Below are 22,044 nucleotides of genomic sequence, written 5' to 3'. Positions count from 1 at the left end.
GTCACTCCAGAAACAGGCTGGCAGGTTGTTCGAGCAAGCCACGCATGGCCTGGATAAATTGCGCCGCGTCCATGCCGTCGACCACGCGATGGTCGAATGAGCTGGAGAGGTTCATCATTTTGCGGATCACGATCTGGCCTTTGACCACGACCGGGCGCTCGACGATGCGGTTGACGCCAATAATGGCGACTTCCGGCAGGTTGACCACCGGGGTGCTGGCTATGCCGCCCAGCGCGCCGAGGCTGGTGAGGGTAATGGTCGAGCCGGACAGTTCTTCGCGGGTCGCCTTGCCAGTGCGCACGGCATTGGCCAGACGGGCGATTTCATCGGCGGCAGCCCACAAATTCAGGCTTTCTGCGTGGCGAACCACCGGCACCATCAAGCCGCCATCGCTCTGCGCGGCCACGCCAATGTGGGCGGCACCAAAGCGGGTAATGATTTGCGCTTCGTCGTCATAGCGCACGTTGATCTGCGGAAAGTCGCGCAAGGCCACGACCATGGCCCGCATCAAAAACGGCAGCAAGGTCAGCTTGCCGCGGGTCTCGCCCCATTTCTGATTGAGCTGGGCGCGCAGCTCTTCGAGTGCGGTCACGTCGATTTCTTCAACGTAGCTGAAGTGCGCGGCGCGGCGTTTGGCGTCTTGCATGCGCTGCGCGATCTTGCGGCGCAGGCCGATCACCGGGATGTGCTGTTCATCCGTGCGCATGGCGTAACCGCTGGCAGGTGCAGCGCTGGTGCTGGTGTCCTGTGCCAGGTAGGCATCAAGGTCGTCATGCAACACGCGGCCCGCAGGCCCGCTGCCTTGCACAAAACGCAGCTCAATCCCGGCATCCCATGCGCGTTTTCGTACAGCCGGGGAGGCCAGCGGTCGTTCGTTGGCTTCGCGGGCCACAGGAGCCGCTCGCGGGGTTGGTGCAGTTTTGACCGCCGCCACCGACACCGCCGCCACTTCAACCCGGGCTTGCACCGGGGCTTTGGGCGCAACTGCCGGTGCTTCGGCGGCCACTGCGGGTGCGGGCGCAACGTCTTCACGCAGGTTGCCCGCGCCTTCGACTTCGATGCGGATCAGTTCGCTGCCCACCGCCATGACCTCGCCGGGCTGACCGCCCAGCGCCAGTACACGACCGGCCACAGGGCTCGGAATGTCCACAGTGGCCTTGTCGGTCATGACGTCGGCCACCACCTGGTCTTCGCTGACCAGGTCACCGACTTTGACAAACCACTCCACCAGCTCAACTTGCGCAATGCCTTCGCCAATGTCCGGCATCTTGATAACGTGCGTACCCATTTAAACCTCCATGACCCGTTGCAAAGCTGCACCCACTCGCGCCGGGCCGGGGAAGTAGGCCCACTCCTGCGCATGCGGGTAGGGCGTGTCCCAGCCGGTTACGCGTTCAATCGGTGCTTCCAGATAGTGGAAGCAGTGCTCTTGAACCAGCGCGATCAGCTCGGCGCCGAAGCCGCAGGTGCGGGTGGCTTCGTGCACGACGACGCAGCGACGGGTTTTCTTTACGGAGGTAACAATTGCATCCAGGTCCAGCGGCCACAGGCTGCGCAGGTCGATGACTTCAGCGTCGATGCCGGTTTCTTCGGCTGCGGCCTGGGCCACGTAGACGGTGGTGCCGTAGGTGAGGATGGTGACTTCGGTGCCAGGGCGCACGATGGCGGCGCAGTCCAGCGGCACGGTGTAATAGCCATCCGGAACGGCGCTGGCGGAGTGTTTGGACCACGGCGTGACCGGGCGCTCGTGGTGGCCATCGAACGGGCCGTTGTACAGGCGTTTTGGCTCAAGGAAGATTACCGGGTCATCGTTTTCGATGGCGGCAATCAGCAAGCCCTTGGCGTCATACGGGTTGGACGGCATGACGGTGCGCAGGCCGCAGACTTGGGTGAACATCGCTTCGGGGCTTTGGCTGTGGGTCTGGCCGCCGTAGATGCCGCCGCCGCAAGGCATGCGCAAGGTCATGGGGGCGATGAACTCGCCCGCCGAGCGATAGCGCAAGCGCGCAGCTTCAGAGACGATCTGGTCAGACGCCGGGTAGAAGTAGTCGGCAAACTGGATTTCAGCCACCGGGCGCAAGCCGTAGGCGCCCATGCCCACGGCGGCGCCGACAATGCCGCTTTCCGAGATCGGTGCGTCAAACACCCGCGAGCTGCCGTACTTGGCCTGCAAGCCTTCGGTGCAGCGGAACACGCCGCCGAAGTAGCCGACGTCCTGGCCGAACACCACCACGTTGTCATCGCGCTCAAGCATGACATCCATGGCCGAGCGCAGGGCCTGGATCATCGTCATGGTGCTGATACTCACGGCGTTCTCCATCTGAATTTTATTGTTGTCGTTCATCTGGTTATAACCCCAACTCTTGACGTTGCCGACGCAGGTGGTCGGGGATGTCCTTGTACACGTCTTCAAAAATCGTCGCGGCGCTCGGCATTTGCCCACCCGCCAGGGTGCCGAAACGCTCGGCTTCCTTTTGCGCGCCAATGATTTCGGCTTCGAGCTCGGCGCTGACCGCCGCGTGTTCTTCTTCCGACCAGTTGCCGGTGGCAATCAGGTGCTGCTTGAGACGGGCAATCGGGTCGCCCAGCGGGAAGTGGCTCCAGTCGTCAGCCGGGCGGTATTTGGACGGATCATCCGAGGTGGAGTGCGGGCCTGCGCGGTAAGTGACCCATTCGATCAATGTGGGGCCCAGGTTGCGCCGTGCGCGTTCTGCGGCCCACACCGAGGCGGCGTATACGGCCACGAAATCGTTGCCGTCAACCCGCAGCGAGGCAATCCCGCAGCCTACGCCACGACCGGCGAAGGTGGTGGATTCGCCGCCGGCGATTGCCTGAAAGGTCGAAATCGCCCACTGATTATTCACCACGTTAAGAATGACCGGCGCGCGGTACACGTGGGCAAAGGTCAGGGCGGTGTGGAAGTCAGATTCGGCGGTGGCACCATCGCCAATCCAGGCCGAGGCGACTTTGGTGTCGCCTTTGATGGCCGAGGCCATGCCCCAACCGACCGCTTGTACGAATTGAGTGGCCAGGTTGCCAGAAATACTGAAAAAGCCGTAGTCGCGCACCGAATACATGATGGGCAATTGCCGACCCTTAAGGGGGTCGCGCTCGTTGGACAGTAATTGGCAGATCAGGTCGACCAGCGGCACGTCGCGGGCCATCAAAATGCTTTGCTGACGGTAGGTCGGGAAGCACATGTCATCCAGGTTCAGCGCCAGGGCCTGAGCGCTGCCAATGGCTTCTTCGCCCAGACTTTGCATGTAGAACGACATTTTTTTCTGACGCTGGGCGACCACCATGCGGGTGTCGAAAATTCGCGTTTTGAGCATGGCGCGCATACCGGCGCGCAGTACCTCGGTCGGGACGCCTTCGGCCCACGGGCCAAGTGCCTGGCCCTGGTCATCGAGCACGCGAATCAGGCCTTTGGCCAGATCAGCCGTGTCGGCAGGGTCTACGTCGATAGCGGGTTTGCGGACCTTGCCGGCATCGGTCAGGCGCAGGTAGCTGAAGTCAGTCTTGCAGCCTGGTCGGCCGGAGGGCTCGGGAACGTGCAGGCGCAGCGGTGCATAGTCGGTCATGGCTTTCTCTACGCTCGATCTTGTCGTGTTTATTAGGCGCGGGAGCTAGTGGTGAGTCGAAAATCTGGCTGTTTAAAAAGCCAAATATTGTCCTACAACAATCATAGGCCTGACCGTGAAGAATATTTATCTGTAGTTCATTGTGCTTTGCGCTCAATAAGGATAAGAATTCTGCATAAACATAAAAAACAGGTGTTTTTATCTCATGCGCAAGCTAGATCGAACGGATATCGGGATTCTCAACAACCTTCAGCAGAATGCGCGCATCACCAATGCGGACCTTGCGCGCTCGGTTAATTTGTCACCGACGCCGTGTTTTAACCGGGTCAAAGCCATGGAAGAGCGCGGGCTGATTCGTGAACAAGTGACCCTGCTGGACGCCGACATGCTGGGCCTGCACGTTAACGTGTTTATTCATGTCAGCCTGGAGAAGCAGGTCGAGGAGGCGTTGCAGCACTTTGAGGCGGCGATTTCGGATCGCCAGGAAGTCATGGAGTGCTATTTGATGGCTGGCGACCCGGATTATTTGATCCGGGTGCTGGTGCCAAGCATTCAGGCGCTGGAGCGTTTCATGATGGACTTTCTGACCAAAGTGCCGGGGGTGGCGAACATCCGTTCCAGCTTCGCCCTCAAACAAGTACGTTACAAAACCGCGCTGCCCTTGCCACCGGGCGGCCTGACCCTGGAAGAGTGATGTTCAAACTGTAGGAGCGAGCTTGCCTCGCGATCTTTTGATTGTGTTTTTAAAATCAAAAGATCGCAGCCTTCGGCGGCTCCTACGGGGGGATTGGGTGCGATGCATGCTTTTAAAACCGCAGGCGCCAGCGTTCATTGAAACGCAGGTCGACAATCGCCAGCGGTTCGATATCGATCAGGTTAAAGGAGGCGGTGCTGGCCTGCAGTGCATGCAAGATCGCGGCGCGGATGACGAAGGGGTGAGTCACCACGGCAAAGTGGCCTTCTTCGCGAAATGAGTCGAGCCAGGTGCCAACCCGCACGCACAGCTCATTCACCGTTTCGCCGCCATGGGGGGCCTTGTCGGGGTTGCTGATCCACTCGGCCAGCGCCTGGGGAATATTCTGTTGGAGGTCTGCCAGGCTGTGACCTTTCCAGTCCCCCGCGTCGTAATCCTCAAGCTCGGGGATGATTTCAATTTCGCCACCCAAGGCGTGGGCTGTTTGCAAGGTTCGCGCTTCGGGCGCGCAAAGGATGCGCACCGGCTTTTTCAGGGCAGAGGCGATAAGTGCCGCTTTTTCCAGGCCTTTGGGTTCAGGCGGCTCATCCAGTGCAAAGCGCCCTTGACGCTGCGCTTCAGTGCGGGCGTGAGAAATAAAACTGAGGCGAGTGGGCATTATCAATTCCTTGCGCGGTACGCGTTGTTAACCCTCGGGCAGCGTTTGGACGCCCCCCAAATGAGATTAGGCGAGTATTATTGCGGCGTATTCCTATCTCAAGGTACTTCGCGATGTCTGCTGCTTTCTTGAAAAAAATCCTCAATGCATCAGCGTTGGTGGCACTGATGGCCGGTGCCAGCACTGCCTTCGCCCACGCGCATCTCGAACAAGCGACCCCAGCTGCTGATAGCAGCGCAAGCGACGTGAAGGTATTGCGTTTGCAGTTCAGCGAAGGTGTTGAGCAGGCGTTTACCAAAGTGGCTGTCAGCCATGACGGCGCTCCCGTCGCATTGAGCAGTGTCAAAACCGAACCTGCGGATAAAAAAGTATTGATCGTGATGCCTGAGCAGCCATTGGCGGCGGGGCAGTACGAAGTCAAGTGGAACGCGGTGTCGGTTGATACCCACAAAAGTAACGGCGAATACAGCTTCACGGTGAGCAACTGATTTGATGTTCAGCGCCATGGTGGTCTGCCGGTTTGTGCATTTCAGTGCAGTGTTGCTGCTGTTCGGTGGCTGGGTCTTCAGGCCGTTGTTGCCGGGGTCGCTGTCAGGTCCGCGGCAGCAGGTGCAGGGCGCCTACCGCGGGTTGGCCTGGTTGGCGCTGGCCAGTGGCCTTGCCTGGTTGGCGCTGGCCAGTGGCCTTGCCTGGTTACTGCTGACGACGTTCTCAATGGCCGGGAGCTGGGCAGACACGCTGGATCCGGCCACCCTGAAGCTGGTGCTGGGCAGTACCTTTTTCGGTCAGGTCTGGACCGCCCATTTGCTGTTCAACGGGTTGTTGCTGATCGCGTTGTACACCACGGCCCGTTTCGGTCTGATCGCTGTCGTGAGCTTTTTGCTGTTGGCCACGCTCGCGCCCGTTGGTCATGGCGCGATGCTCGATGGTTGGCAGGGCCAGTTGTTGATCCTCAATCAGATGATCCACTTACTGTGTGTCGGTGCCTGGGTGGGCGGGCTGCCGGTGTTGTGGTGGGTCCTTACGCGGCCTGCCGGGGTAGCGGTCGATGCGGTGTTGCTGCGTTTCAGTAATGTCGGTTTCGTACTTGTGGCCGGGATCATTCTTACAGGGCTGATCAATACGCGGGTGCTGACCGGAGCGCTCTGGCCTACGCCGCTGTTTCAGGGCTTTGCGCTGATTCTGTTGATCAAGGTGGTGCTGGTCGGGTTGATGCTGCTGTTGGCCCTGTTCAATCTGCTGATGAGTCGCGCGGGGCACTTCTCCGTCTTACACCGCAGTGTCGCCATTGAGTGGCTATTAGGGGTGTCGGCGGTGGCCGCGGTTTCACTGTTAGGCACGTTGCCACCGCTGGTCGTCAGCTAGGGCGCATCTGTCTCAATCTTCATCCAGAGCGGTTTTGCCATCCGCTATATTTACCTCTCTCGTAACAAAAAAATACAAAGAGAGGGCTCTTCGTTGGATCTTTCACATCCGCTATGGCTGGCGCACGACACGCAGTTAATCGTGTGCTGCCTGCTGGCAATTGTCGCCATCATCGTTTTAATCAGCGTCTGCAAGCTCACGCCTTTTCTTTCGATTCTGATCGGTACCTTTATTGCCGGCATCGGTGCCGGGTTGCCGCCAGAAATGGTCGCCAAGGCATTCAGCAAAGGCGCTGGCAGCATCCTCGGGGAGGCCGGGATCATCATTGCCCTGGGCGCTATGCTCGGGGCCTTGATGGCGGAGTCCGGGGCGGCAGACCAAATTGCCGCCACTTTGTTGCGCCATGCCAAGGGCCGCGCCTTGCCGTGGGTGATGGCATTGGTGGCAATGGTGATTGGCTTGCCCTTGTTTTTCGAGGTGGGGCTGGTGCTGATGGTGCCGATCATTTTTGTGATCGCTCGGCAGTCGGGCCAACCACTGCTTAAGGTCGCCATCCCGGCACTGGCCGGCATGACGGCGCTGCATGCCCTGATGCCTCCACATCCCGGGCCTTTGATTGCGGTAAGCGCCTTGCACGCCGATCTGGGGCTGACCATGTTGCTGGGTCTATGCCTGGCGATTCCTGCAGTGATTCTGGCCGGGCCGCTGTACGGCATTTGGTTGTCCAAGCGCATGCACGTGGTGGAGCCAGCCGAATTGGGCGCGCTGTTTTCCGCCAAGGTCCCGACCCGACGCAAGCCAACCTTTGCGGTGTCCTTGCTGATTATTCTGCTGCCGGTGCTGTTGATGTTGGGCAGCACGCTGGCCAAGGTGGCCATGGCGCCGGAGAGCGGATTGGCCGTGACCCTGAAGTTTTTGGGTGAGCCGTTGATCGCGCTGGGGCTGGCGGTGCTGGCGGCGGTGATTTGCCTGGGCTGGTCCATCGGTATGGCCCGTGATCAAGTGGGCGGTGTACTGCGCAAAAGCCTGGCGCCGATTGCCGTGTTGCTGCTGACGATTGGCGCGGGCGGCGGCTTGAAAGAAACTCTGCTGCAAGCCGGCATCAGCGACACCATCAGTAAAGTGGCGACCGGTGCGCATCTGTCCTACGTCATGCTGGCCTGGCTGATTGCTGTGGCGTTGCGTCAAGCCACAGGTTCGGCAACCGTGGCGACCACAACGACGGCCGGTATTCTGGCGCCCCTGATCATCGGCCTTGAAGGTGTACAAGGCTCGCTGGTGGCGCTGGCAATCGGGGCGGGCTCGGTGTTCTTCTGCCATGTCAACGACGCAGGCTTCTGGATGGTGCGCGAGTACTTTGGCCTGCAGCTCAAGCAGACCCTGATGGTCTGGTCAGTGCTGCAAACCATCGTCTCGTTGGTGGGGCTGCTGGGCGCGCTATTGCTGTGGAATTTGCTGGTCTAGAAACGTTACTGATCCTTGTAGGAGCGAGCTTGCCTCGCGATCTTTTAAAAGGTCAAAAGATCGTGAGCAAGCTCACTCCCACAGGAGGGTGAGCTAAATCAGCAGGAACACTGCCAGCAATCCACCAAAGATCGCCCATTTTTCCAGGTAGTAGCGCGTGCGATTGCGCTTTTTCAGTTCTTTGCCGCGCAGACGGATCTTGTACAGCCGGGTAAAGGCCCGGTTCAGGCCGCCGGTTTTATCGTTGTCATCGTTCGGCGAGCTGGCCGACGCCATGACGGTGCGGCTGAACCACTGGTTGAAGGCCGCCGCCCAGCGATATTTCATTGGGCGCTCAATGTCACAGAACAGGATGATGCGGTTCTTGTCGGTGGTGTTTTCGGCGTAATGGATAAAGGTTTCGTCGAACATCACCGCTTCACCGTCACGCCAGGCATAGTTCTGGCCATCGACATTGATGTAGCAGCCCGGATCATTCGGGGTGTCCAGGCCCAAGTGGTAGCGCAACGAACCGGCGTAAGGGTCACGATGGCGAACCAGCTTCGAGCCGGGTGGCAACTCGGCAAACATCGCCGCCTTGACGCTGCCGATGCCGTTAAGCAATTCAATCGTACGTGGGCACAGCTCCATCGCTGAAGGGTGGTTGTCGCCGTACCATTTCAGGTAAAAGCGTTTCCAGCCGCTCTTGAAGAATGAGTTGAAACCCACGTCGTTCGGTTGTTCGGAGCGCTTGATTTCACCGGCCTGCATCAGGTTTCGCGCTTCTTCACGAATTTCTTGCCAATGGTCCTGCAGGACCTGGAGCTGAGGGAAGTCCGCCGGCTTGAGGTAAGGCTGGCTGGGCACCTTGGAAAACAGATACAAGAAGCAGTTGAGCGGCGCCAGAAACGTCGAGTGGTCGCTCAATTGACGCCCCAGCTTATGGCGGACTTTGCCCCGCAAGTGGACGTATGCGATGGAAAAAACATAAACAGCAATAATGATGAGTTTCAAAAGTATCGTCACACAGTAAGAAATACACTGCCCGACTTGCACGCAAGTGGCCCGGCATCCTGTAGGAATTGCCGGGTACTGGTGTAGCTGGAAGGGAGCCAAAGCGTAAGGTTAAACACCAGTTTGTGCATTTTCCAGCCTTTGACGACAGATAAATGTCTGTGTGCGTACAGTCTTTGGTCGGGTTGCGAGCCAGTTTTGTTTGTTTTGAGCTGTTCTAGCGGTGTTTTTACGCCTGAATGCGGGCTTCCTGGATCAGTCTGTCAACTTCATCGGCATTGGGTGACGTCGCCGGCCCCCGGCGGGTAACGGCCAAAGCAGCCGCGGCATTGGCGCGTTCGGCCGCCTCTGGCGCAGCGTAGCCAGCGCTTAACGCAGCAATCATGACACCGCAATGAGCGTCTCCAGCACCATTGCTGTCGATGGCCTGCACCTTGAATCCGGCAATCAACTGTGACCCGTGGTCGTCGCTGACCCAGCAGCCTTGCGGGCCGTCGCGCAGTACGATCAGGCAATCGCCGGGCAGGCGCGCTCGCAGGCCGTGCAGGGCGTCGGCAACGGTGTTGGCGGAGGTAAAGCCGAGCGCTTCGCTACGATTGCTGGTCCACAGGTGCAGACGCGGCAATATAGCGCTGATCAAGGCGGGGTCAATGTTGTGCACCAATGGCCCCGGGTCGAATGTGACGTGCACGCTGCGAGGCAGTCCATTCAGCCAATTGAGCAGGGAGTGGGCTTTGCCCGCATGCAGCAGGCTGTAGCCACTGACGTACACGTAGTCATCGGGTGCGACCTGGACGCTTGCCAAGTCTTCATTGGACAGAGTCCCTTCAGCGCCAATACAGGAAATAAACGTGCGTTCGGCGTTGGCCTCCGTCAGCGCTACGCACAGCCCGGTGTCTTTGTGCGGGTCAATCGGCTGGATGAACTCGATGCCTTCGTCACGCATGGCCAGACGTGCAATGTCACCGAACTGACCTCGACCGTGACGGCCCAAGTAGAGGGTGTTCAGGCCGTTGCGCCGGGCGGCGGCCATGACATTGAAGCCGCCACCGGCATGGAAGCAGGCACTGCTGGCCAGCGCATCACCGCCGGGGCGGGGCAGGGTGTCGAGGGCCATGACCAGATCGATGATGACTTGGCCTGTGTGCAGCAATCTAGGCATTGGCTGACCCCGTGCTGGCAGGGCGACGGTCTTTGGCACCGCCCAGCAGTGCATACAAACCACCTGCCACCACAAACGTGACAACCCAGCCGAGTCCGTTATGGCCCAGCCATGAGTCGGCCAGCGGCCCGACGAACCAGGTGGCATCCGAACTACCGACCTGGGTAAAGCAAAAGCCCAGTACCAGTGCCAGCGCCCAGGAACCCAGCGCCCGCCACTCAATGCCGCCGTTGTACCAGTAACGGCTGTGACGGCTGAGGTCCATCAGGTCGGCGGGGCTGTAATAGTGGCGATGAATCAGGTCGACGATAAAGATGGCAACCCATGCGGTGATCGGAATGGCTGTGAGGGAGATAAAGGTAATGAATGGAGCGTAAAAGCTGTCGGCATACAGCATGAAGTACGTCGAACCGGCGAATATGACGACGATATCGACGACAACGGCCTGCACCCTTTTGATCTTGATGCCCAGGGTTAATGTGGTGAGCCCGGCCGAGTACACAGACAAGTGATTGGACAGCAGCAAGCCACCAAAAGCGCTGAGCAGGTAGGGAACCGCCATCCAGGCCGGCAACATATTGCGTATGGCCGCAATGGGGTCGGTTGCCGAAGCGAGGTCGTGGTTGCCGACAGACAACAAGCCGCCCAAGGTAATCAGCAGCACCAGCGGGATACCCGCGCCGCAGGCGGCAGACGCCACCAATTGCCGGGCACTGACGCTGCGGTGTTGGTAGCGCGACATGTCGGCGCCCGCATTGGCCCAGCCGATCCCGGTGCCGGCCGCCATGATCCCGATACCGATAATCATGGCGCTGACCGGCGCCGATGGTGCGCTGAACACGGCCTGCCAGTGGATGGTGGCGCAGAGAAACCCCGCGACCAGCAGGTTAAGCGCGCCAAACAGGTAGGTGGCCCACTGCTGAATGACCAGCAACGTGGCATGGCCCAAGCCCGAAACCGACAAGGTCAGCAGGGTAAAAATGGCGATAAAGAGCAGGGTGAGCAGCGGGGCGTGGGTCGCCTCGGTGGGGGTACCGAACACAATGGCGGACAAGGCCAGCAGGACGTAAGCGGCGGTGGTGGTGTTGACGGTTTCCCAGCCTACGCGTGAAATCAGGGAAACCAGCGTAGGCCCAATATTGCCCCGCACGCCGAAGATCGCGCGTGACAGCGTCAGACTTGGCGCACGGCCTCTACGCCCGGCAATGGAAATGACGCCGACCACGGCAAATGAGCCTGCTGCGCCGATCAGCGCAACAATGATCACCTGCCAAAAGGCCAGTTGGTGGAAGGCCACCAAAGTGGCGCCCAATGGCAAACCGAGAATGCTGATGTTTGCCGCAAACCAGACCCAAAACAGTTGCAACGGGTTGCCATTGCATTCGTTTTCGGGAACGGGCTCTATGCCACGGGTTTCCAGTTGCCCGGCGCTGTGCCCGACGTTGGGGTTGCTCATGGGTGCTGCTCCTGGTGCTATTTTGCCGTTCGGACACAGTCGCTCGCAGCTGTCTGTGAGCGCTGAGGGTGGGGCGGTCCTTCGCGGGTTTTCAGGCGTTGCGCAGTATCAGTAAGTGTTCAACCAAGGGTTCCAGCTGCAGGTTATTGACCTCTTTGACTTGCTGGATCAACGCCTGCGGCCATTGTTCCAGCCCGGCACATGCACCCAGCATCGCGCCGAGGATCCCGGCAATGGTGTCGGTGTCGCCGCCAATGCTGGCGGCGATGCACAGGGCGTTAAAGCTGCTGAGGCTGCCGCTGGCAACCCGTTGCGCAAGGGCAAAGGCGGCCACCACGGATTCCTGTGAAGCGACTGACGTGCCAATGACGTCGTACAGCAAGTCACCGAGGTTGTCCGGGTTGCACTCATGGCTGGCATGCCGGGCCCAGCGAATCCGCGGCCCTATGCGTCCACCTGCGACCCAGTGGCCGTGGTGTTCGGCGATGTAGGCCATTTCTGTGCCCGCATTGAGGGCGTGCTCGAGTTTTTTACCGTTGATACCGCTGGAAATCACCGCAGCCACGGCGGCTGCGCTGGCGATCCCCAGGCTTGTGTTGTGAGTGACCTGGCAGGCTTGTACCACTGCCTTGATGAACAGGTCGGGCCGGCTGATGTCAGCGGCTATGCCGACCGGAGCAATGCGCATCGCTGCGCCATTGGTGGTGCCATAGCGGCCTGATTCTTCAGGGCTGTGGCCTGCCAGAATCATTTCGATTGCGCGCTTGGTTGAGGGCCCCAGTAAATCTTGAGAGCCTTTGGCCTGCATCACGGCTTCCCAGGCGATCAGGCGTTGCGCGAGGGTGCTTGGATCGATATCGCCATTGCCGTCAACCAGTAGTTGGGCGACCAGAATCGCTTGCTCGGTGTCGTCGGTGATTGAGCCTTTGGGCATGTTGGGGGCGATCGGCTGATCTGCTGGCGCGTCTACCAGCCCGGTGATCTGCCCGAAGCGCGCGATGATCTGGGCGCGGCTGAACGACTGGGTAGGCATGCCCAGGGCATCACCCAGCGCCAGGCCATAAAAGGCACCCAGCGCACGATCATTCGAGTTCATTGGGGGCTCCAAAAGAGTGGTGCATGCGAAAGTGCGTCGGATCAAGCCAGCTTTCGACATGCTCCATCAGTCGCCCATGGCGGTCATAGGTGGTGCGTAATGTTTTGAGAAACACCGTGCCTGCCGGGCGGCCGAGCAAATAGGCGTCGTCTTCGTTCAGGGGTTCGGCGCCTATCCACTGGTCGCCGTGATCGCCAATAAAGCCATAGGCGGCGAGGGTAATGGTGAGTGAGTCATCAATCATGCCGACCCCGGGCAGACCTTCAAGGCCGCCGATTGCGGGGATGAATGAGCGCTCCAGGGATATCGCTGTCCCGTCGCTGCGCCGACGTCGGCGCTCCAGCACAATGAAATGGCTCAAGCCAAACAGAAGGTTCAAGTCCGGGCGTTCTACGGCCTCCAGTCTGAGCTGTTCGGTATGGATGCGCGCGCCAGTACTGGCCAGGGCTTGCGCCCAACCCTTTTTTTGATCGAGGGGGATACCGTCAAAGGTCACAACCGAGCCTCCAGCAGTGCGTCGAGCGATGTATTTACGCCGCTCCAGCTCCATCAGCGCCTTATGCAGCGTGCTGCGACTGACACCCAGTTCCTCAGCAAGTTGTTCTTCACCGGGCAAGACATAACCGTCTTCCATGAGCCCGCTTTCGATCTGGCGGACGAGCTCATTGACTACCTGTTGTTTTTTGTTAAATCGAGCTTGTTTTATCATGCAGAGAGTAATAGCTCAGGCCTGACAGTTCAGCAACCCGGGAGTTCCATGAAATTTTCACGGGCATGGGCGATGACCGAAGGTGTCGTACGGGGCCTGTAGTACCGGGTGGTGCAAAGCGGTTCAGGGCAGGTGCAAGCCCAGTATCGACAACAGGTCTTGTGGGAAGAACAGGGCAGATGTCTGTTGCAAGTCTTGGCGAGACCACCAGCGATGCTGGGTCATGACCTCGCGTTCTTGAGCGGTCCAGCCGCCATCGCTGACCTGTTCGATGCCCACGCGCACGATAAAAAAGCGTTCATCGGCCATCACCCATGCGCCGTCAGGCAGTTGCATCTCAAACACCCGTTGTGCGCACTCTGCGCCTACATCGGCCGCGACGATGCCGACTTCCTCTTGCAGCTCGCGGATGGCGGCCTGTTCAAAGGTTTCTCCCGGCTCTACTCCACCGCCGGGTGTTGCCCAATATTCCTGACCTTGTAAAGCGCCTGTCTTATGGGTGAAACGGAAAAGGAGTACGCGATTCTCGGGGCTTATGACCAGTAATCGGGAGGAGGGTCGCTGGCGCATTGTGCTGCTCACTGTGGTATTGATCTGAAAAGAAGAAGGCGTTGCGGCACGGCTGGTGTGCGATGGGGCAGTATGCTTGAACGGGCGCGGCGCGTGTGTGACGGTTTTTGATGTTTAGAGGGGGTAGTCTTTATGACGCAGCACAGCGATTTTGGCGCACTTACATTCAGGTCTGCGGACTTAAATACTCACCTTGAAGCGTGCATACGCTTTAGAGCAGACACTTTTGTCTGCGGCTTCGGCTCTGCTGAACGTTTTTATGGCGAAGATGGCAAGGGCGTTGAGTCTTACGTCACGTGGGTAAAGGAGAAGGCGGCCGCATTGCCAGGATCAGTCGTCCATGTGTGGGATGGCGAGCAGATCATTGGGCAAATAGAGATGGGCCTGGTGCCGAACATTGAGTCGGTGGGCTACGTCAATTTGTTCTATCTGACACCGCAATACCGCGGGCGAGGGCTCGGCGCCCTGCTCGAAGCGTACGCCTGGCAGTATCTGGGCGCTTTGGGGTGCACCTCGTTGCGCTTGTCGGCCAGCCCTACCAACACGCCCGCCTGGCTGTTTTATCAGCGTAACGGCTGGGAAGATTTGGGCCCACGTGACGATGACCCAACGGTTCGCAAGTTGCAAAAACACGCCAAGGTTAAAGTATCCGGCGCCAGCCAGGTCATCAACCCGGATGACTACCTCGAAACCGCGTCCGGGCGTGAATTTACCCCCGAACGTAATAAAGAAGCATGGGCGCATGCCTATGAACGGCTCTCGAAGCAGTTGGCGCAGGCGCCTGCGGGGGTGTTTGTGTATTTGGTGATGGGTGTGCAGGGCTCGGGCAAATCCCATTGGATGTCCCAAAACCTGGGGCGCTTGGGCCATCGTGCGATTGCCTTTGACGCCGCATTGCCCGCTCGGCGTCATCGAGAAAAATTGCTATCGATCGCCCGTGAACACGGGGCGCCGGTGATTGCGATTTTCGTTAAAGCCGCGCTTGAGCAAGCGCTCTTGCGCAACGCCAGTCGCGCGCCTGACAAAAGGGTGCCGGAAGAGGCGTTGAAAAGCGTTTTCAGCCTGATTGAGCCACCAACCGAAGCCGAAGGGTTCCTTTGGGTCGAAACCATTGACGGCACTCGGCAACCCGCTGTGCTGCAAGTACCCGGTGCCGTATCGGCATAAAGTGGACAACGGTTCGTTTTACATGCCCTGCAGCGTCTGAAGGGCATGTAGCGACTTTAGCCGCAGGCCTTGAGGTTGACCGGACCGACAAATTCGTTGCCCCGGCCCATTACGCAGGCTACTGCCTGGTTGCGTTGGCGCTCCCAGGCTTGCACCGGGTAGGTCTTGTTCCAGGCCTCATACAGCTGCCGATCCTGATTGGAAAGGCGCAAGTTGTAGTGCTTGCTCATATAGAAGTAGGTGCGCGCGATCATGCCGCGTATGGATGGGCGCGGCATGACTTTTTTGGCTTTGAAATCGACTTGCGTCAGGCAAGAGCCGTATTGACCAGATTGTGCGGGCAGCCAACCAAAACTGAAGTTGTTGCGGTCACCGTTAACTTCGCCAATGCTCGGCACCAGGTTGTGCAAATCGGCTTCTGCCACTTTGTAGACCGGGTCGTTACGGGTGCAGTTTTTTCGTCCGCCGTTTTGCCAGCATTGGCGCTGATGGCCAATTTGCCAGGCGGGAACAATGTGTTCCCATTCAATGCGCGCTGCACGGTTGGCATTTTTACGCGGGACGTAACCGCAGCCTTTAAGGTCGACGCGGTTGCCAGTGTATTTGCAGCCACAATAAAACTCGGTTGATTGCGGGGCGTAGAGTTTCCAAGCGACCTTTTTGGCTTCGTTGAATGTTTGCGGGGCTGCGGCGTGTGCGCTTAACACGGTAAAGAGGCTGGCAAATGCCAGTAAACGAACCCTCATTGACTCAGTCTTCCTCAGATACGGTCCAGAAAACATTCACGCCGCCACAATCACGGTGAGCGATGGTGACGTTGTCGTTTTCGGAGATTTCTTCCAGCAAGCGTTCCCAGAACTCCGGGTTGTCACCTTCTTGCCGTTCAAGCACCGCCATCCGGTCTTTTTGGGCTTTAGGCGAGCTGATGATTTTTTGTATGCGCATACCGAAAACTTCGTACGGACTTGGAAGGGTAGGCTCTTTCGCCCCTTTTTTAGCCATGATGCAATCCTTGGTTAGCTGTATGCGTATACAGTATTTTACTGCGAGAGATTTGGCAACTGTTTGCAATGCTCGCGCTGCCGGGATGGGACTGCGTTTTTTCGGTTTAGTGCGAAAACAAGAAGAGAATCAAGCAAATAGACCACTCATCCGGGCGAATGAGTGGTAGGAAGCCAAACGCCGGGAGGCGTTTGGCGCGGGTTTTTAGTATTCCCAGAACATCCGCTGCAGCTCTTTGCTGTCTTGGGTTTTGGTCAGGGCGACCATGGCCAGGATGCGGGCTTTTTGTGGGTTAAGGTCGTGAGCGACAACCCAGTCATATTTGTCGTCTGGCTGTTCTGCGTTGCGCAGTACGAATCCGCCGTTGTTTACGTGGGAAGAACGAATGATTTGCACGCCATCTTTGCGCAGTTCTTGCAGGGTCGGGACGACGCGAGACGATACCGAGCCATTGCCGGTGCCCACGTGGATGATCGCTTTGGCGCCGTTTTGTGCCAGTGCTTTGTAAGCGGTGTCGTCTACGTTGCCATAGGAGTAGGCGATGCCGACATTAGGCAGGGACTTGATGTTTTTGATGTCGAATTCAGAGTCCATGGTGTGACGCTTGGCCGGCAAGCGGAACCAGTAGGATTTGCCTTCAACCACCATGCCCAGCGGGCCCCAAGGGCTTTTGAATGCTTCAGTCTTGATGTTCATCATTTTGCTGACATCACGACCCGACTGGATTTCATCGTTCATGGTCACCAGTACGCCTTTGCCGCGAGCTTCTTTGCTGCCGGCTACCGCTACCGCGTTGTACAGGTTGAGCATCCCGTCAGCGGACATTGCAGTGCCTGGGCGCATGGAACCAACAACGATAATTGGCTTGTCGGTTTTTTCAACCAGGTTGAGGAAGTAGGCAGTCTCTTCCAGGGTGTCGGTGCCGTGGGTGATCACAATTCCGTCGACATCTTTGCTGTCTGCCAGCTCGGCAACCCGGCGCCCCAATTGCAGCAAGTTGTCGTTGGTGATGCTTTCGGAGGCAATTTGCATGACTTGCTCGCCATGCACGTTTGCCAATTGGCTCAACTCAGGAACACCCGCAATCAGTTGGTCGATGCCCACTTTGGCTGCGGTGTAAGTTGCGCTGTTGGCTGCGCTGGCGCCTGCGCCTGCAATGGTGCCGCCGGTTGCCAGAATGACCACGTTAGGTTTGGCGGCGGCTTCTTGGGCCTGAGCTGCCGGCATAGCCAGAAGGAGGGCCAGGGCGCCCGGAATAATTGATTTCAAGACTGCTGTTTTCATTGTTCTCTCTCTTATTAGTAGGCGCGCAGATTGGCGCGGCGCACGTCATTGCAAAGGCATGAGCCGAAGGAAGGGCAGCACACTCCATGCCACTATCAGTGCCAATTTGTATTTTTTGTAACTTGTTGTTTTGTAAGGAGATATTTTGAATTTTTTATTTGGTTTTATGCGCAGGGACGGAATCCCGAACATTCGAGGTGTTGTCTGTTCGGGGATTCGACTGCTTACAGTGTGTTGAAATGCAGAGTGGCGATCTACCAAATGGGGTTTGGCGATGCTTTTGGAGGGAGCGCGAGGAGGGGGTGCTCAGACTGATTTTGGGCTGTCGGCAGGTTTGTATTTTTCAAACACCTGGCTGACAAACGCTCTTGCAGCCTCTGTACCCAGCTCTTTGACCAGAAGATCAATGCTGATGATGGCCAGCTCTTCCGGGCTACCTGGGCTATAAGAGCATTGCCCTTGCGGCCACTTGGCTTTGATATCTGCATCGATGCTGACTGTAGTCATGGGTATCTCATGAGGGGTTTCAAAAACGCGATTTTAGCAAAATGTCATCTTGAGGCGATCAGAATGGTGAAATTATTCATGTGCTCGCTGCCGGCGTATCCGTCTTTGCCCGTAGCCACGGCGGAGATGCCTGAATTGATGACGGTTTATGGTTTGTACATATTTCGTCACGATTAGGCGTGCGCAGTCGTTATTCAGTCGGGCAAACTCTTGCGACTGTAGGCCTGATCCGAAAATGTTATCAGTCCACATGCAACCTATATGCGCAAACGCTGTCGCAAGGGTTCTGACTATTTATCTTAAGGAGGCTTCATGTCCTGGAAGCTAGCATCATTGGGTTCATTGTTGGCAGTCGCAGTGCTGTCTGGGTGCAGCAGCACGCACGATGCTGTGAAGGAGCCTGTTGCTGACACTGGGCATACGCGTTGCGATGCCAAAGCTGCCGATTTTGCGATTGGCCAAAAAGCCTCTGCAGCCCTGCTGGAGCAAGCCCGTATCAAGGCTGGCGCGCAGACTGCACGGATCTTGTCGCCGCACGACATGATCACCCTTGAGTATCGTTCTGATCGTTTGAACCTGAATGCCGATGACAATGCCGTCATTACCCGCGTTAACTGCGGCTAACGGCATGTAGCCGAGTTTCAGGCATAAAAAACCCCGTCACATGGACGGGGTTTTTTAGTTCGCGGGAGAATTACTCCGGACGAACTTGTGCAGCTTGCATACCCTTTTGGCCTTTCTCAGCCACGAAGGAAACGGTTTGGCCTTCTTTCAGGCTTTTGAAACCGTCGCTTTCGATAGCTTTGAAGTGTACGAACAGGTCGTCACCGCCACCTTGAGGAGTGATGAAGCCGAAGCCTTTTTCATCGTTGAACCATTTTACGGTGCCGGTTTGGCGATTAGACATGGTGTATCTCCAAGAAACTTATATTTTCAGTAGTACTGTGCTGCTCAGGCCAACTGGGCACACTTGGCTATCATAGTCGAAATGTGCGCTTTGGGACCCCCCCTGAGCTGTAGTTTGCAGCATTGTTAGCTTTTGTCTGGCGCTTAAAAAGCCTTGGGGCCCCGTTTTATGGGGCTTTTAGGGCGAAAACGGCCGTAAAAAAAAGCAACTAATGAGGCGTATTTTTTAGTTCAAAACTGCATTTTTGCCGTTTTAGTCTTGTTTATTGCCTTACAAAACCCTATTTCTTGGGTTGAGGGCTTGCTTTGCACTCTGCGATTGCATTCAGCGCGTCTTGTTGGAGCTGAGGATTTTTAGCGCCTGCCGGGCCCATCAGTTCTTTGATTTGAGCCGTGGTGAAGTTCTTTTCGATTTTATCGGCACCACATGCGCAGTGAGCTTTGGCAGCTTCTTCGCCGATGGTTTTTGCAGCTGCGGGCACGCATTGGGCCGTGTACTGAGCTTTCAAGTCCTTGGGCCAGGCTGCCTGGGCGCTCAACGGCAGCAACAGTGCCAGTGGTGCGGCGAAAGCCAAAAGATGAGTCATGCGCATGTGATGCTCCTTGAGATCGTTGAATCTGAAATGATGTCGCTCACTATCTGAGGCACTAATTAAGCTCAAGTTCATCATTTCGCAAAATCCGCTGGCTGTTTTTTACGTAAAAAAAAGAGGGAGGGGCGAGGCTAAGGCATCTGTGTTAGCATGCCGCCCTTGGCTGATTTGTGTGAGGGTGAGCTCTTGGGCCGCCTAACAACGCCATAAACTTTTGATTTGAATTCCAGTCACTCTGGTTCGGTTTCCGGTTGGCCGCAAGGCTCCTGCCACTGTGAGGCAGGTACACCACCGAATCGCGTACTGGCTCATCCCAACCCACGTGACCTTTGGTAGGGGTCACCACTAGGAGAGGAGGCGCCATGCCAACTATTACTCTTCCCGACGGCAGTCAACGTTCATTCGATCATCCGGTCTCTGTGGCCGAGGTCGCTGCTTCCATTGGTGCAGGCTTGGCCAAGGCCACCGTGGCCGGCAAAGTCAACGGCAAGCTGGTTGATGCCTGCGACCTGATCGAACATGACTCCACCTTGCAAATCATTACGCCCAAGGATGAAGAGGGGCTGGAGATCATTCGTCACTCTTGCGCTCACTTGGTCGGTCACGCAGTCAAGCAGTTGTACCCGACCGCCAAAATGGTGATTGGTCCTGTCATTGACGAAGGTTTTTACTACGATATCGCCTTTGAGCGTCCGTTCACTCCGGATGACATGGCGGCTATCGAGCAGCGCATGCAGCAGTTGATCGAAAAAGATTACGACGTCATCAAAAAAGTGACGCCGCGTGCTGAAGTGATCGAGTTGTTTGCCGAGCGCGGCGAAGACTACAAGCTGCGTCTGATCGAAGACATGCCGAACGAGCAGGCCATGGGTCTGTACTTCCATGAAGAATACGTTGATATGTGCCGCGGACCTCACGTCCCGAATACGCGTTTTCTGAAATCGTTCAAATTGACCAAGCTGTCAGGCGCCTACTGGCGTGGCGATGCCAAAAACGAGCAACTGCAGCGTATTTATGGCACCGCCTGGGCCGACAAAAAGCAGTTGGCTGCTTACGTTCTGCGTATTGAAGAAGCCGAAAAACGCGATCACCGCAAAATCGGTAAGCGTCTGGGCTTGTTCCACACTCAAGAAGAAGCGCCGGGCATGGTGTTCTGGCACCCGAATGGCTGGACGCTGTATCAAGTGCTTGAGCAGTACATGCGCAAAGTACAGCGCGACAATGGCTACCTTGAGATCAAGACTCCTCAGGTGGTAGATCGCAGTCTGTGGGAAAAGTCCGGTCACTGGGCTAACTACGCTGAAAACATGTTCACCACTGAGTCGGAAAGCCGCGACTACGCGATCAAGCCGATGAACTGCCCTTGCCACGTGCAAGTGTTCAACCAGGGGCTGAAGAGCTACCGTGAGTTGCCACTGCGTCTGGCTGAGTTCGGTGCTTGCCACCGTAACGAGCCGTCGGGTGCCTTGCACGGCATCATGCGTGTTCGTGCGTTTACTCAGGATGATGCGCATATTTTCTGCACTGAAGAGCAGATGCAGGCCGAGTCCGCCGCTTTTATCAAGCTGACTCTGGATGTGTACGCAGACTTCGGCTTTAAAGACATCGAGCTCAAGCTGTCGACTCGCCCTGAGAAGCGCGTAGGTTCCGACGAACTGTGGGATCGTGCTGAAAGTGCATTGGCTTCAGCGCTTGATAGTGCGGGTCTGGCGTATGATCTGCAGCCGGGTGAGGGTGCCTTCTACGGTCCGAAGATCGAGTTCTCGCTAAAAGATTGTCTCGGTCGTGTCTGGCAGTGTGGTACCTTACAGCTCGATTTCAACCTGCCGATCCGTCTTGGCGCTGAATATGTGTCCGAAGACAACAGTCGCAAGCATCCCGTTATGCTGCACCGCGCGATCCTCGGATCGTTCGAACGCTTTGTCGGTATTTTGATCGAGCATTACGAAGGTGCGTTCCCTGCGTGGCTGGCGCCAACTCAGGCAGTGATCATGAATATCACTGATAAACAGGCAGAATTTGCCGCCGAAGTTGAAAAAACTCTCAATCAGAGCGGATTTCGTGCCAAGTCTGACTTGAGAAATGAAAAGATCGGCTTTAAAATCCGCGAGCATACTTTGCTCAAGGTTCCCTATCTTTTGGTTATCGGAGATCGGGAAGTCGAGATGCAGACTGTCGCTGTGCGTACTCGTGAAGGTGCTGACCTGGGCTCGATGCCCGTCGCCCAGTTCGCTGAGTTCCTCGCGCAAGCGGTTTCCCGGCGTGGTCGCCCAGATTCGGAGTAATTATTATTAAGCGTGAAATGAGACAAGATAAACGAGCTGCACCGAAAGCCCCGATCAACGAGAATATCTCGGCACGCGAGGTTCGGTTAATTGGCGCTGACGGCGAGCAGATTGGCATCGTCTCGATTGATGAAGCGCTTCGTATCGCTGAAGAGTCCAAGCTGGACCTGGTAGAAATCTCAGCGGACGCAGTCCCGCCTGTTTGCCGGGTGATGGACTACGGCAAGTCGATCTTCGAGAAGAAGAAGCAGATTGCTGCGGCGAAGAAGAACCAGAAGCAGATTCAAGTAAAAGAAATCAAGTTTCGTCCAGGGACGGAGGAAGGGGATTACCAGGTAAAACTGCGCAACCTGGTACGTTTCCTGAGTGATGGGGACAGGGCCAAGGTGTCATTACGATTCCGCGGCCGTGAGATGGCCCACCAGGAGCTGGGTATGGAACTGTTGAAGCGGGTTGAAGCTGACCTTGCCGAATACGGGACCGTCGAACAGCATCCTAAGATGGAAGGACGCCAGCTGATTATGGTCATCGCCCCGAAAAAGAAGAAGTAAC

At 57.2% G+C, this 22,044-nt stretch carries 24 protein-coding genes; 8 read left to right on the top strand and 16 right to left on the bottom strand.

Annotation, left to right across the window (positions count from 1 at the left end):
• Position 1 precedes the first annotated feature (1 nt).
• Genes AAEZ03_RS04535 through AAEZ03_RS04525 form a run of 3 tightly spaced genes read right to left on the bottom strand, consistent with a single transcriptional unit; the run spans position 2 to position 3,581 of the window.
• A complete protein-coding gene (locus AAEZ03_RS04535) occupies positions 2-1,288 on the bottom strand; it encodes a dihydrolipoamide acetyltransferase family protein (protein WP_350576465.1) in 1,287 nt (428 codons plus the stop codon).
• Positions 1,289-2,344 (bottom strand): alpha-ketoacid dehydrogenase subunit beta, encoded by a 1,056-nt coding sequence (locus AAEZ03_RS04530; RefSeq protein ID WP_048369354.1) that lies wholly within the window; start codon positions 2,342-2,344, stop codon positions 1,289-1,291.
• A 4-nt stretch (positions 2,345-2,348) separates the two neighbouring features.
• Positions 2,349-3,581 carry a 3-methyl-2-oxobutanoate dehydrogenase (2-methylpropanoyl-transferring) subunit alpha gene (locus AAEZ03_RS04525; RefSeq protein WP_350576462.1) on the bottom strand — a complete coding sequence of 411 codons (1,233 nt, stop codon included), beginning with the start codon at positions 3,579-3,581 and terminating at the stop codon, positions 2,349-2,351.
• A gap of 205 nt (positions 3,582-3,786) precedes the next feature.
• Between AAEZ03_RS04525 and AAEZ03_RS04520 the strand changes: the two genes are divergently transcribed.
• Positions 3,787-4,275, top strand: a complete 489-nt coding sequence (locus AAEZ03_RS04520; protein ID WP_048369352.1) for an Lrp/AsnC family transcriptional regulator — start codon at positions 3,787-3,789, stop codon at positions 4,273-4,275.
• A 112-nt stretch (positions 4,276-4,387) separates the two neighbouring features.
• Here the strand turns inward: AAEZ03_RS04520 and AAEZ03_RS04515 are convergent, their stop codons facing one another.
• Positions 4,388-4,933, bottom strand: coding sequence for a histidine phosphatase family protein (locus AAEZ03_RS04515; RefSeq protein ID WP_314915581.1), 546 nt, complete (start codon positions 4,931-4,933; stop codon positions 4,388-4,390).
• A 113-nt stretch (positions 4,934-5,046) separates the two neighbouring features.
• Between AAEZ03_RS04515 and copC the strand changes: the two genes are divergently transcribed.
• The 3 genes from copC to AAEZ03_RS04500 all read left to right on the top strand — a co-directional run bounded on the left by copC (position 5,047) and on the right by AAEZ03_RS04500 (position 7,762).
• On the top strand, positions 5,047-5,421 hold the full coding sequence (copC, locus tag AAEZ03_RS04510; protein ID WP_123751542.1) for a copper homeostasis periplasmic binding protein CopC: 375 nt from the start codon (positions 5,047-5,049) through the stop codon (positions 5,419-5,421).
• 4 nt (positions 5,422-5,425) lie between these two features.
• Positions 5,426-6,298, top strand: coding sequence for a copper homeostasis membrane protein CopD (gene copD, locus AAEZ03_RS04505; protein WP_350576457.1), 873 nt, complete (start codon positions 5,426-5,428; stop codon positions 6,296-6,298).
• A 93-nt stretch (positions 6,299-6,391) separates the two neighbouring features.
• On the top strand, positions 6,392-7,762 hold the full coding sequence (locus AAEZ03_RS04500; RefSeq protein ID WP_350576454.1) for a GntT/GntP/DsdX family permease: 1,371 nt from the start codon (positions 6,392-6,394) through the stop codon (positions 7,760-7,762).
• A 93-nt stretch (positions 7,763-7,855) separates the two neighbouring features.
• Here the strand turns inward: AAEZ03_RS04500 and lpxO are convergent, their stop codons facing one another.
• The 6 genes from lpxO to AAEZ03_RS04470 form a co-directional block, all read right to left on the bottom strand.
• On the bottom strand, positions 7,856-8,755 hold the full coding sequence (gene lpxO, locus AAEZ03_RS04495; RefSeq protein WP_350576451.1) for a lipid A hydroxylase LpxO: 900 nt from the start codon (positions 8,753-8,755) through the stop codon (positions 7,856-7,858).
• Positions 8,756-8,984: 229 nt separating this feature from the next.
• Positions 8,985-9,917 (bottom strand): PfkB family carbohydrate kinase, encoded by a 933-nt coding sequence (locus tag AAEZ03_RS04490; protein ID WP_350576448.1) that lies wholly within the window; start codon positions 9,915-9,917, stop codon positions 8,985-8,987.
• Positions 9,910-11,373: a purine-cytosine permease family protein gene (locus AAEZ03_RS04485; protein ID WP_350576445.1), complete on the bottom strand. Its 1,464-nt coding sequence runs from the start codon at positions 11,371-11,373 to the stop codon at positions 9,910-9,912. The genes AAEZ03_RS04490 and AAEZ03_RS04485 overlap by 8 nt, the downstream gene beginning before the upstream one ends.
• Positions 11,374-11,464: 91 nt before the next feature.
• Positions 11,465-12,469: an ADP-ribosylglycohydrolase family protein gene (locus AAEZ03_RS04480; RefSeq protein WP_350576442.1), complete on the bottom strand. Its 1,005-nt coding sequence runs from the start codon at positions 12,467-12,469 to the stop codon at positions 11,465-11,467.
• Positions 12,456-13,178: a GntR family transcriptional regulator gene (locus tag AAEZ03_RS04475; RefSeq protein ID WP_350576439.1), complete on the bottom strand. Its 723-nt coding sequence runs from the start codon at positions 13,176-13,178 to the stop codon at positions 12,456-12,458. The genes AAEZ03_RS04480 and AAEZ03_RS04475 overlap by 14 nt, the downstream gene beginning before the upstream one ends.
• Positions 13,179-13,301: 123 nt before the next feature.
• Positions 13,302-13,748 (bottom strand): NUDIX hydrolase, encoded by a 447-nt coding sequence (locus AAEZ03_RS04470; RefSeq protein ID WP_153433725.1) that lies wholly within the window; start codon positions 13,746-13,748, stop codon positions 13,302-13,304.
• A gap of 321 nt (positions 13,749-14,069) precedes the next feature.
• On the opposite strand from AAEZ03_RS04470, the gene AAEZ03_RS04465 reads away from it, so the two are divergent.
• Positions 14,070-14,915: a GNAT family N-acetyltransferase gene (locus AAEZ03_RS04465; protein WP_350576435.1), complete on the top strand. Its 846-nt coding sequence runs from the start codon at positions 14,070-14,072 to the stop codon at positions 14,913-14,915.
• A gap of 56 nt (positions 14,916-14,971) precedes the next feature.
• Here AAEZ03_RS04465 and AAEZ03_RS04460 read toward each other — a convergent pair whose 3' ends face one another.
• The 4 genes from AAEZ03_RS04460 to AAEZ03_RS04445 form a co-directional block, all read right to left on the bottom strand.
• Positions 14,972-15,661 carry an endonuclease gene (locus AAEZ03_RS04460; protein WP_048369341.1) on the bottom strand — a complete coding sequence of 230 codons (690 nt, stop codon included), beginning with the start codon at positions 15,659-15,661 and terminating at the stop codon, positions 14,972-14,974.
• Between the two features lie 4 nt (positions 15,662-15,665).
• Positions 15,666-15,917, bottom strand: coding sequence for a DUF1654 domain-containing protein (locus AAEZ03_RS04455; protein WP_048369340.1), 252 nt, complete (start codon positions 15,915-15,917; stop codon positions 15,666-15,668).
• A gap of 204 nt (positions 15,918-16,121) precedes the next feature.
• Positions 16,122-17,201: an asparaginase gene (locus AAEZ03_RS04450; protein ID WP_350576431.1), complete on the bottom strand. Its 1,080-nt coding sequence runs from the start codon at positions 17,199-17,201 to the stop codon at positions 16,122-16,124.
• A gap of 306 nt (positions 17,202-17,507) precedes the next feature.
• Positions 17,508-17,708, bottom strand: a complete 201-nt coding sequence (locus AAEZ03_RS04445; protein ID WP_153336227.1) for a hypothetical protein — start codon at positions 17,706-17,708, stop codon at positions 17,508-17,510.
• 312 nt (positions 17,709-18,020) lie between these two features.
• On the opposite strand from AAEZ03_RS04445, the gene AAEZ03_RS04440 reads away from it, so the two are divergent.
• On the top strand, positions 18,021-18,332 hold the full coding sequence (locus AAEZ03_RS04440) for an I78 family peptidase inhibitor (protein WP_048369337.1): 312 nt from the start codon (positions 18,021-18,023) through the stop codon (positions 18,330-18,332).
• Between the two features lie 70 nt (positions 18,333-18,402).
• Here AAEZ03_RS04440 and AAEZ03_RS04435 read toward each other — a convergent pair whose 3' ends face one another.
• Both AAEZ03_RS04435 and AAEZ03_RS04430 read right to left on the bottom strand, forming a co-directional pair.
• A complete protein-coding gene (locus AAEZ03_RS04435) occupies positions 18,403-18,615 on the bottom strand; it encodes a cold-shock protein (protein ID WP_003179963.1) in 213 nt (70 codons plus the stop codon).
• Between the two features lie 280 nt (positions 18,616-18,895).
• A complete protein-coding gene (locus AAEZ03_RS04430) occupies positions 18,896-19,207 on the bottom strand; it encodes a hypothetical protein (RefSeq protein ID WP_153336232.1) in 312 nt (103 codons plus the stop codon).
• A 362-nt stretch (positions 19,208-19,569) separates the two neighbouring features.
• Here AAEZ03_RS04430 and thrS point away from each other — a divergent pair, with 362 nt between their 5' ends.
• Positions 19,570-21,492 (top strand): threonine--tRNA ligase, encoded by a 1,923-nt coding sequence (gene thrS, locus AAEZ03_RS04425; RefSeq protein ID WP_048389574.1) that lies wholly within the window; start codon positions 19,570-19,572, stop codon positions 21,490-21,492.
• The gene (infC, locus tag AAEZ03_RS04420; protein WP_173430611.1) at positions 21,492-22,043 is read left to right on the top strand and encodes a translation initiation factor IF-3; all 552 of its coding nucleotides are present in this window, start codon (positions 21,492-21,494) and stop codon (positions 22,041-22,043) included. The genes thrS and infC overlap by 1 nt, the downstream gene beginning before the upstream one ends.
• Position 22,044: the final 1 nt, after the last annotated feature.

The organism is Pseudomonas sp. HY2-MNA-CIBAN-0224 (assembly GCF_040310285.1).
GTDB lineage: Bacteria > Pseudomonadota > Gammaproteobacteria > Pseudomonadales > Pseudomonadaceae > Aquipseudomonas > Aquipseudomonas helleri.
The sequence above is the reverse complement of the archived record's forward strand: the minus strand, read 5'-3'. Positions and strand labels throughout refer to the sequence as shown.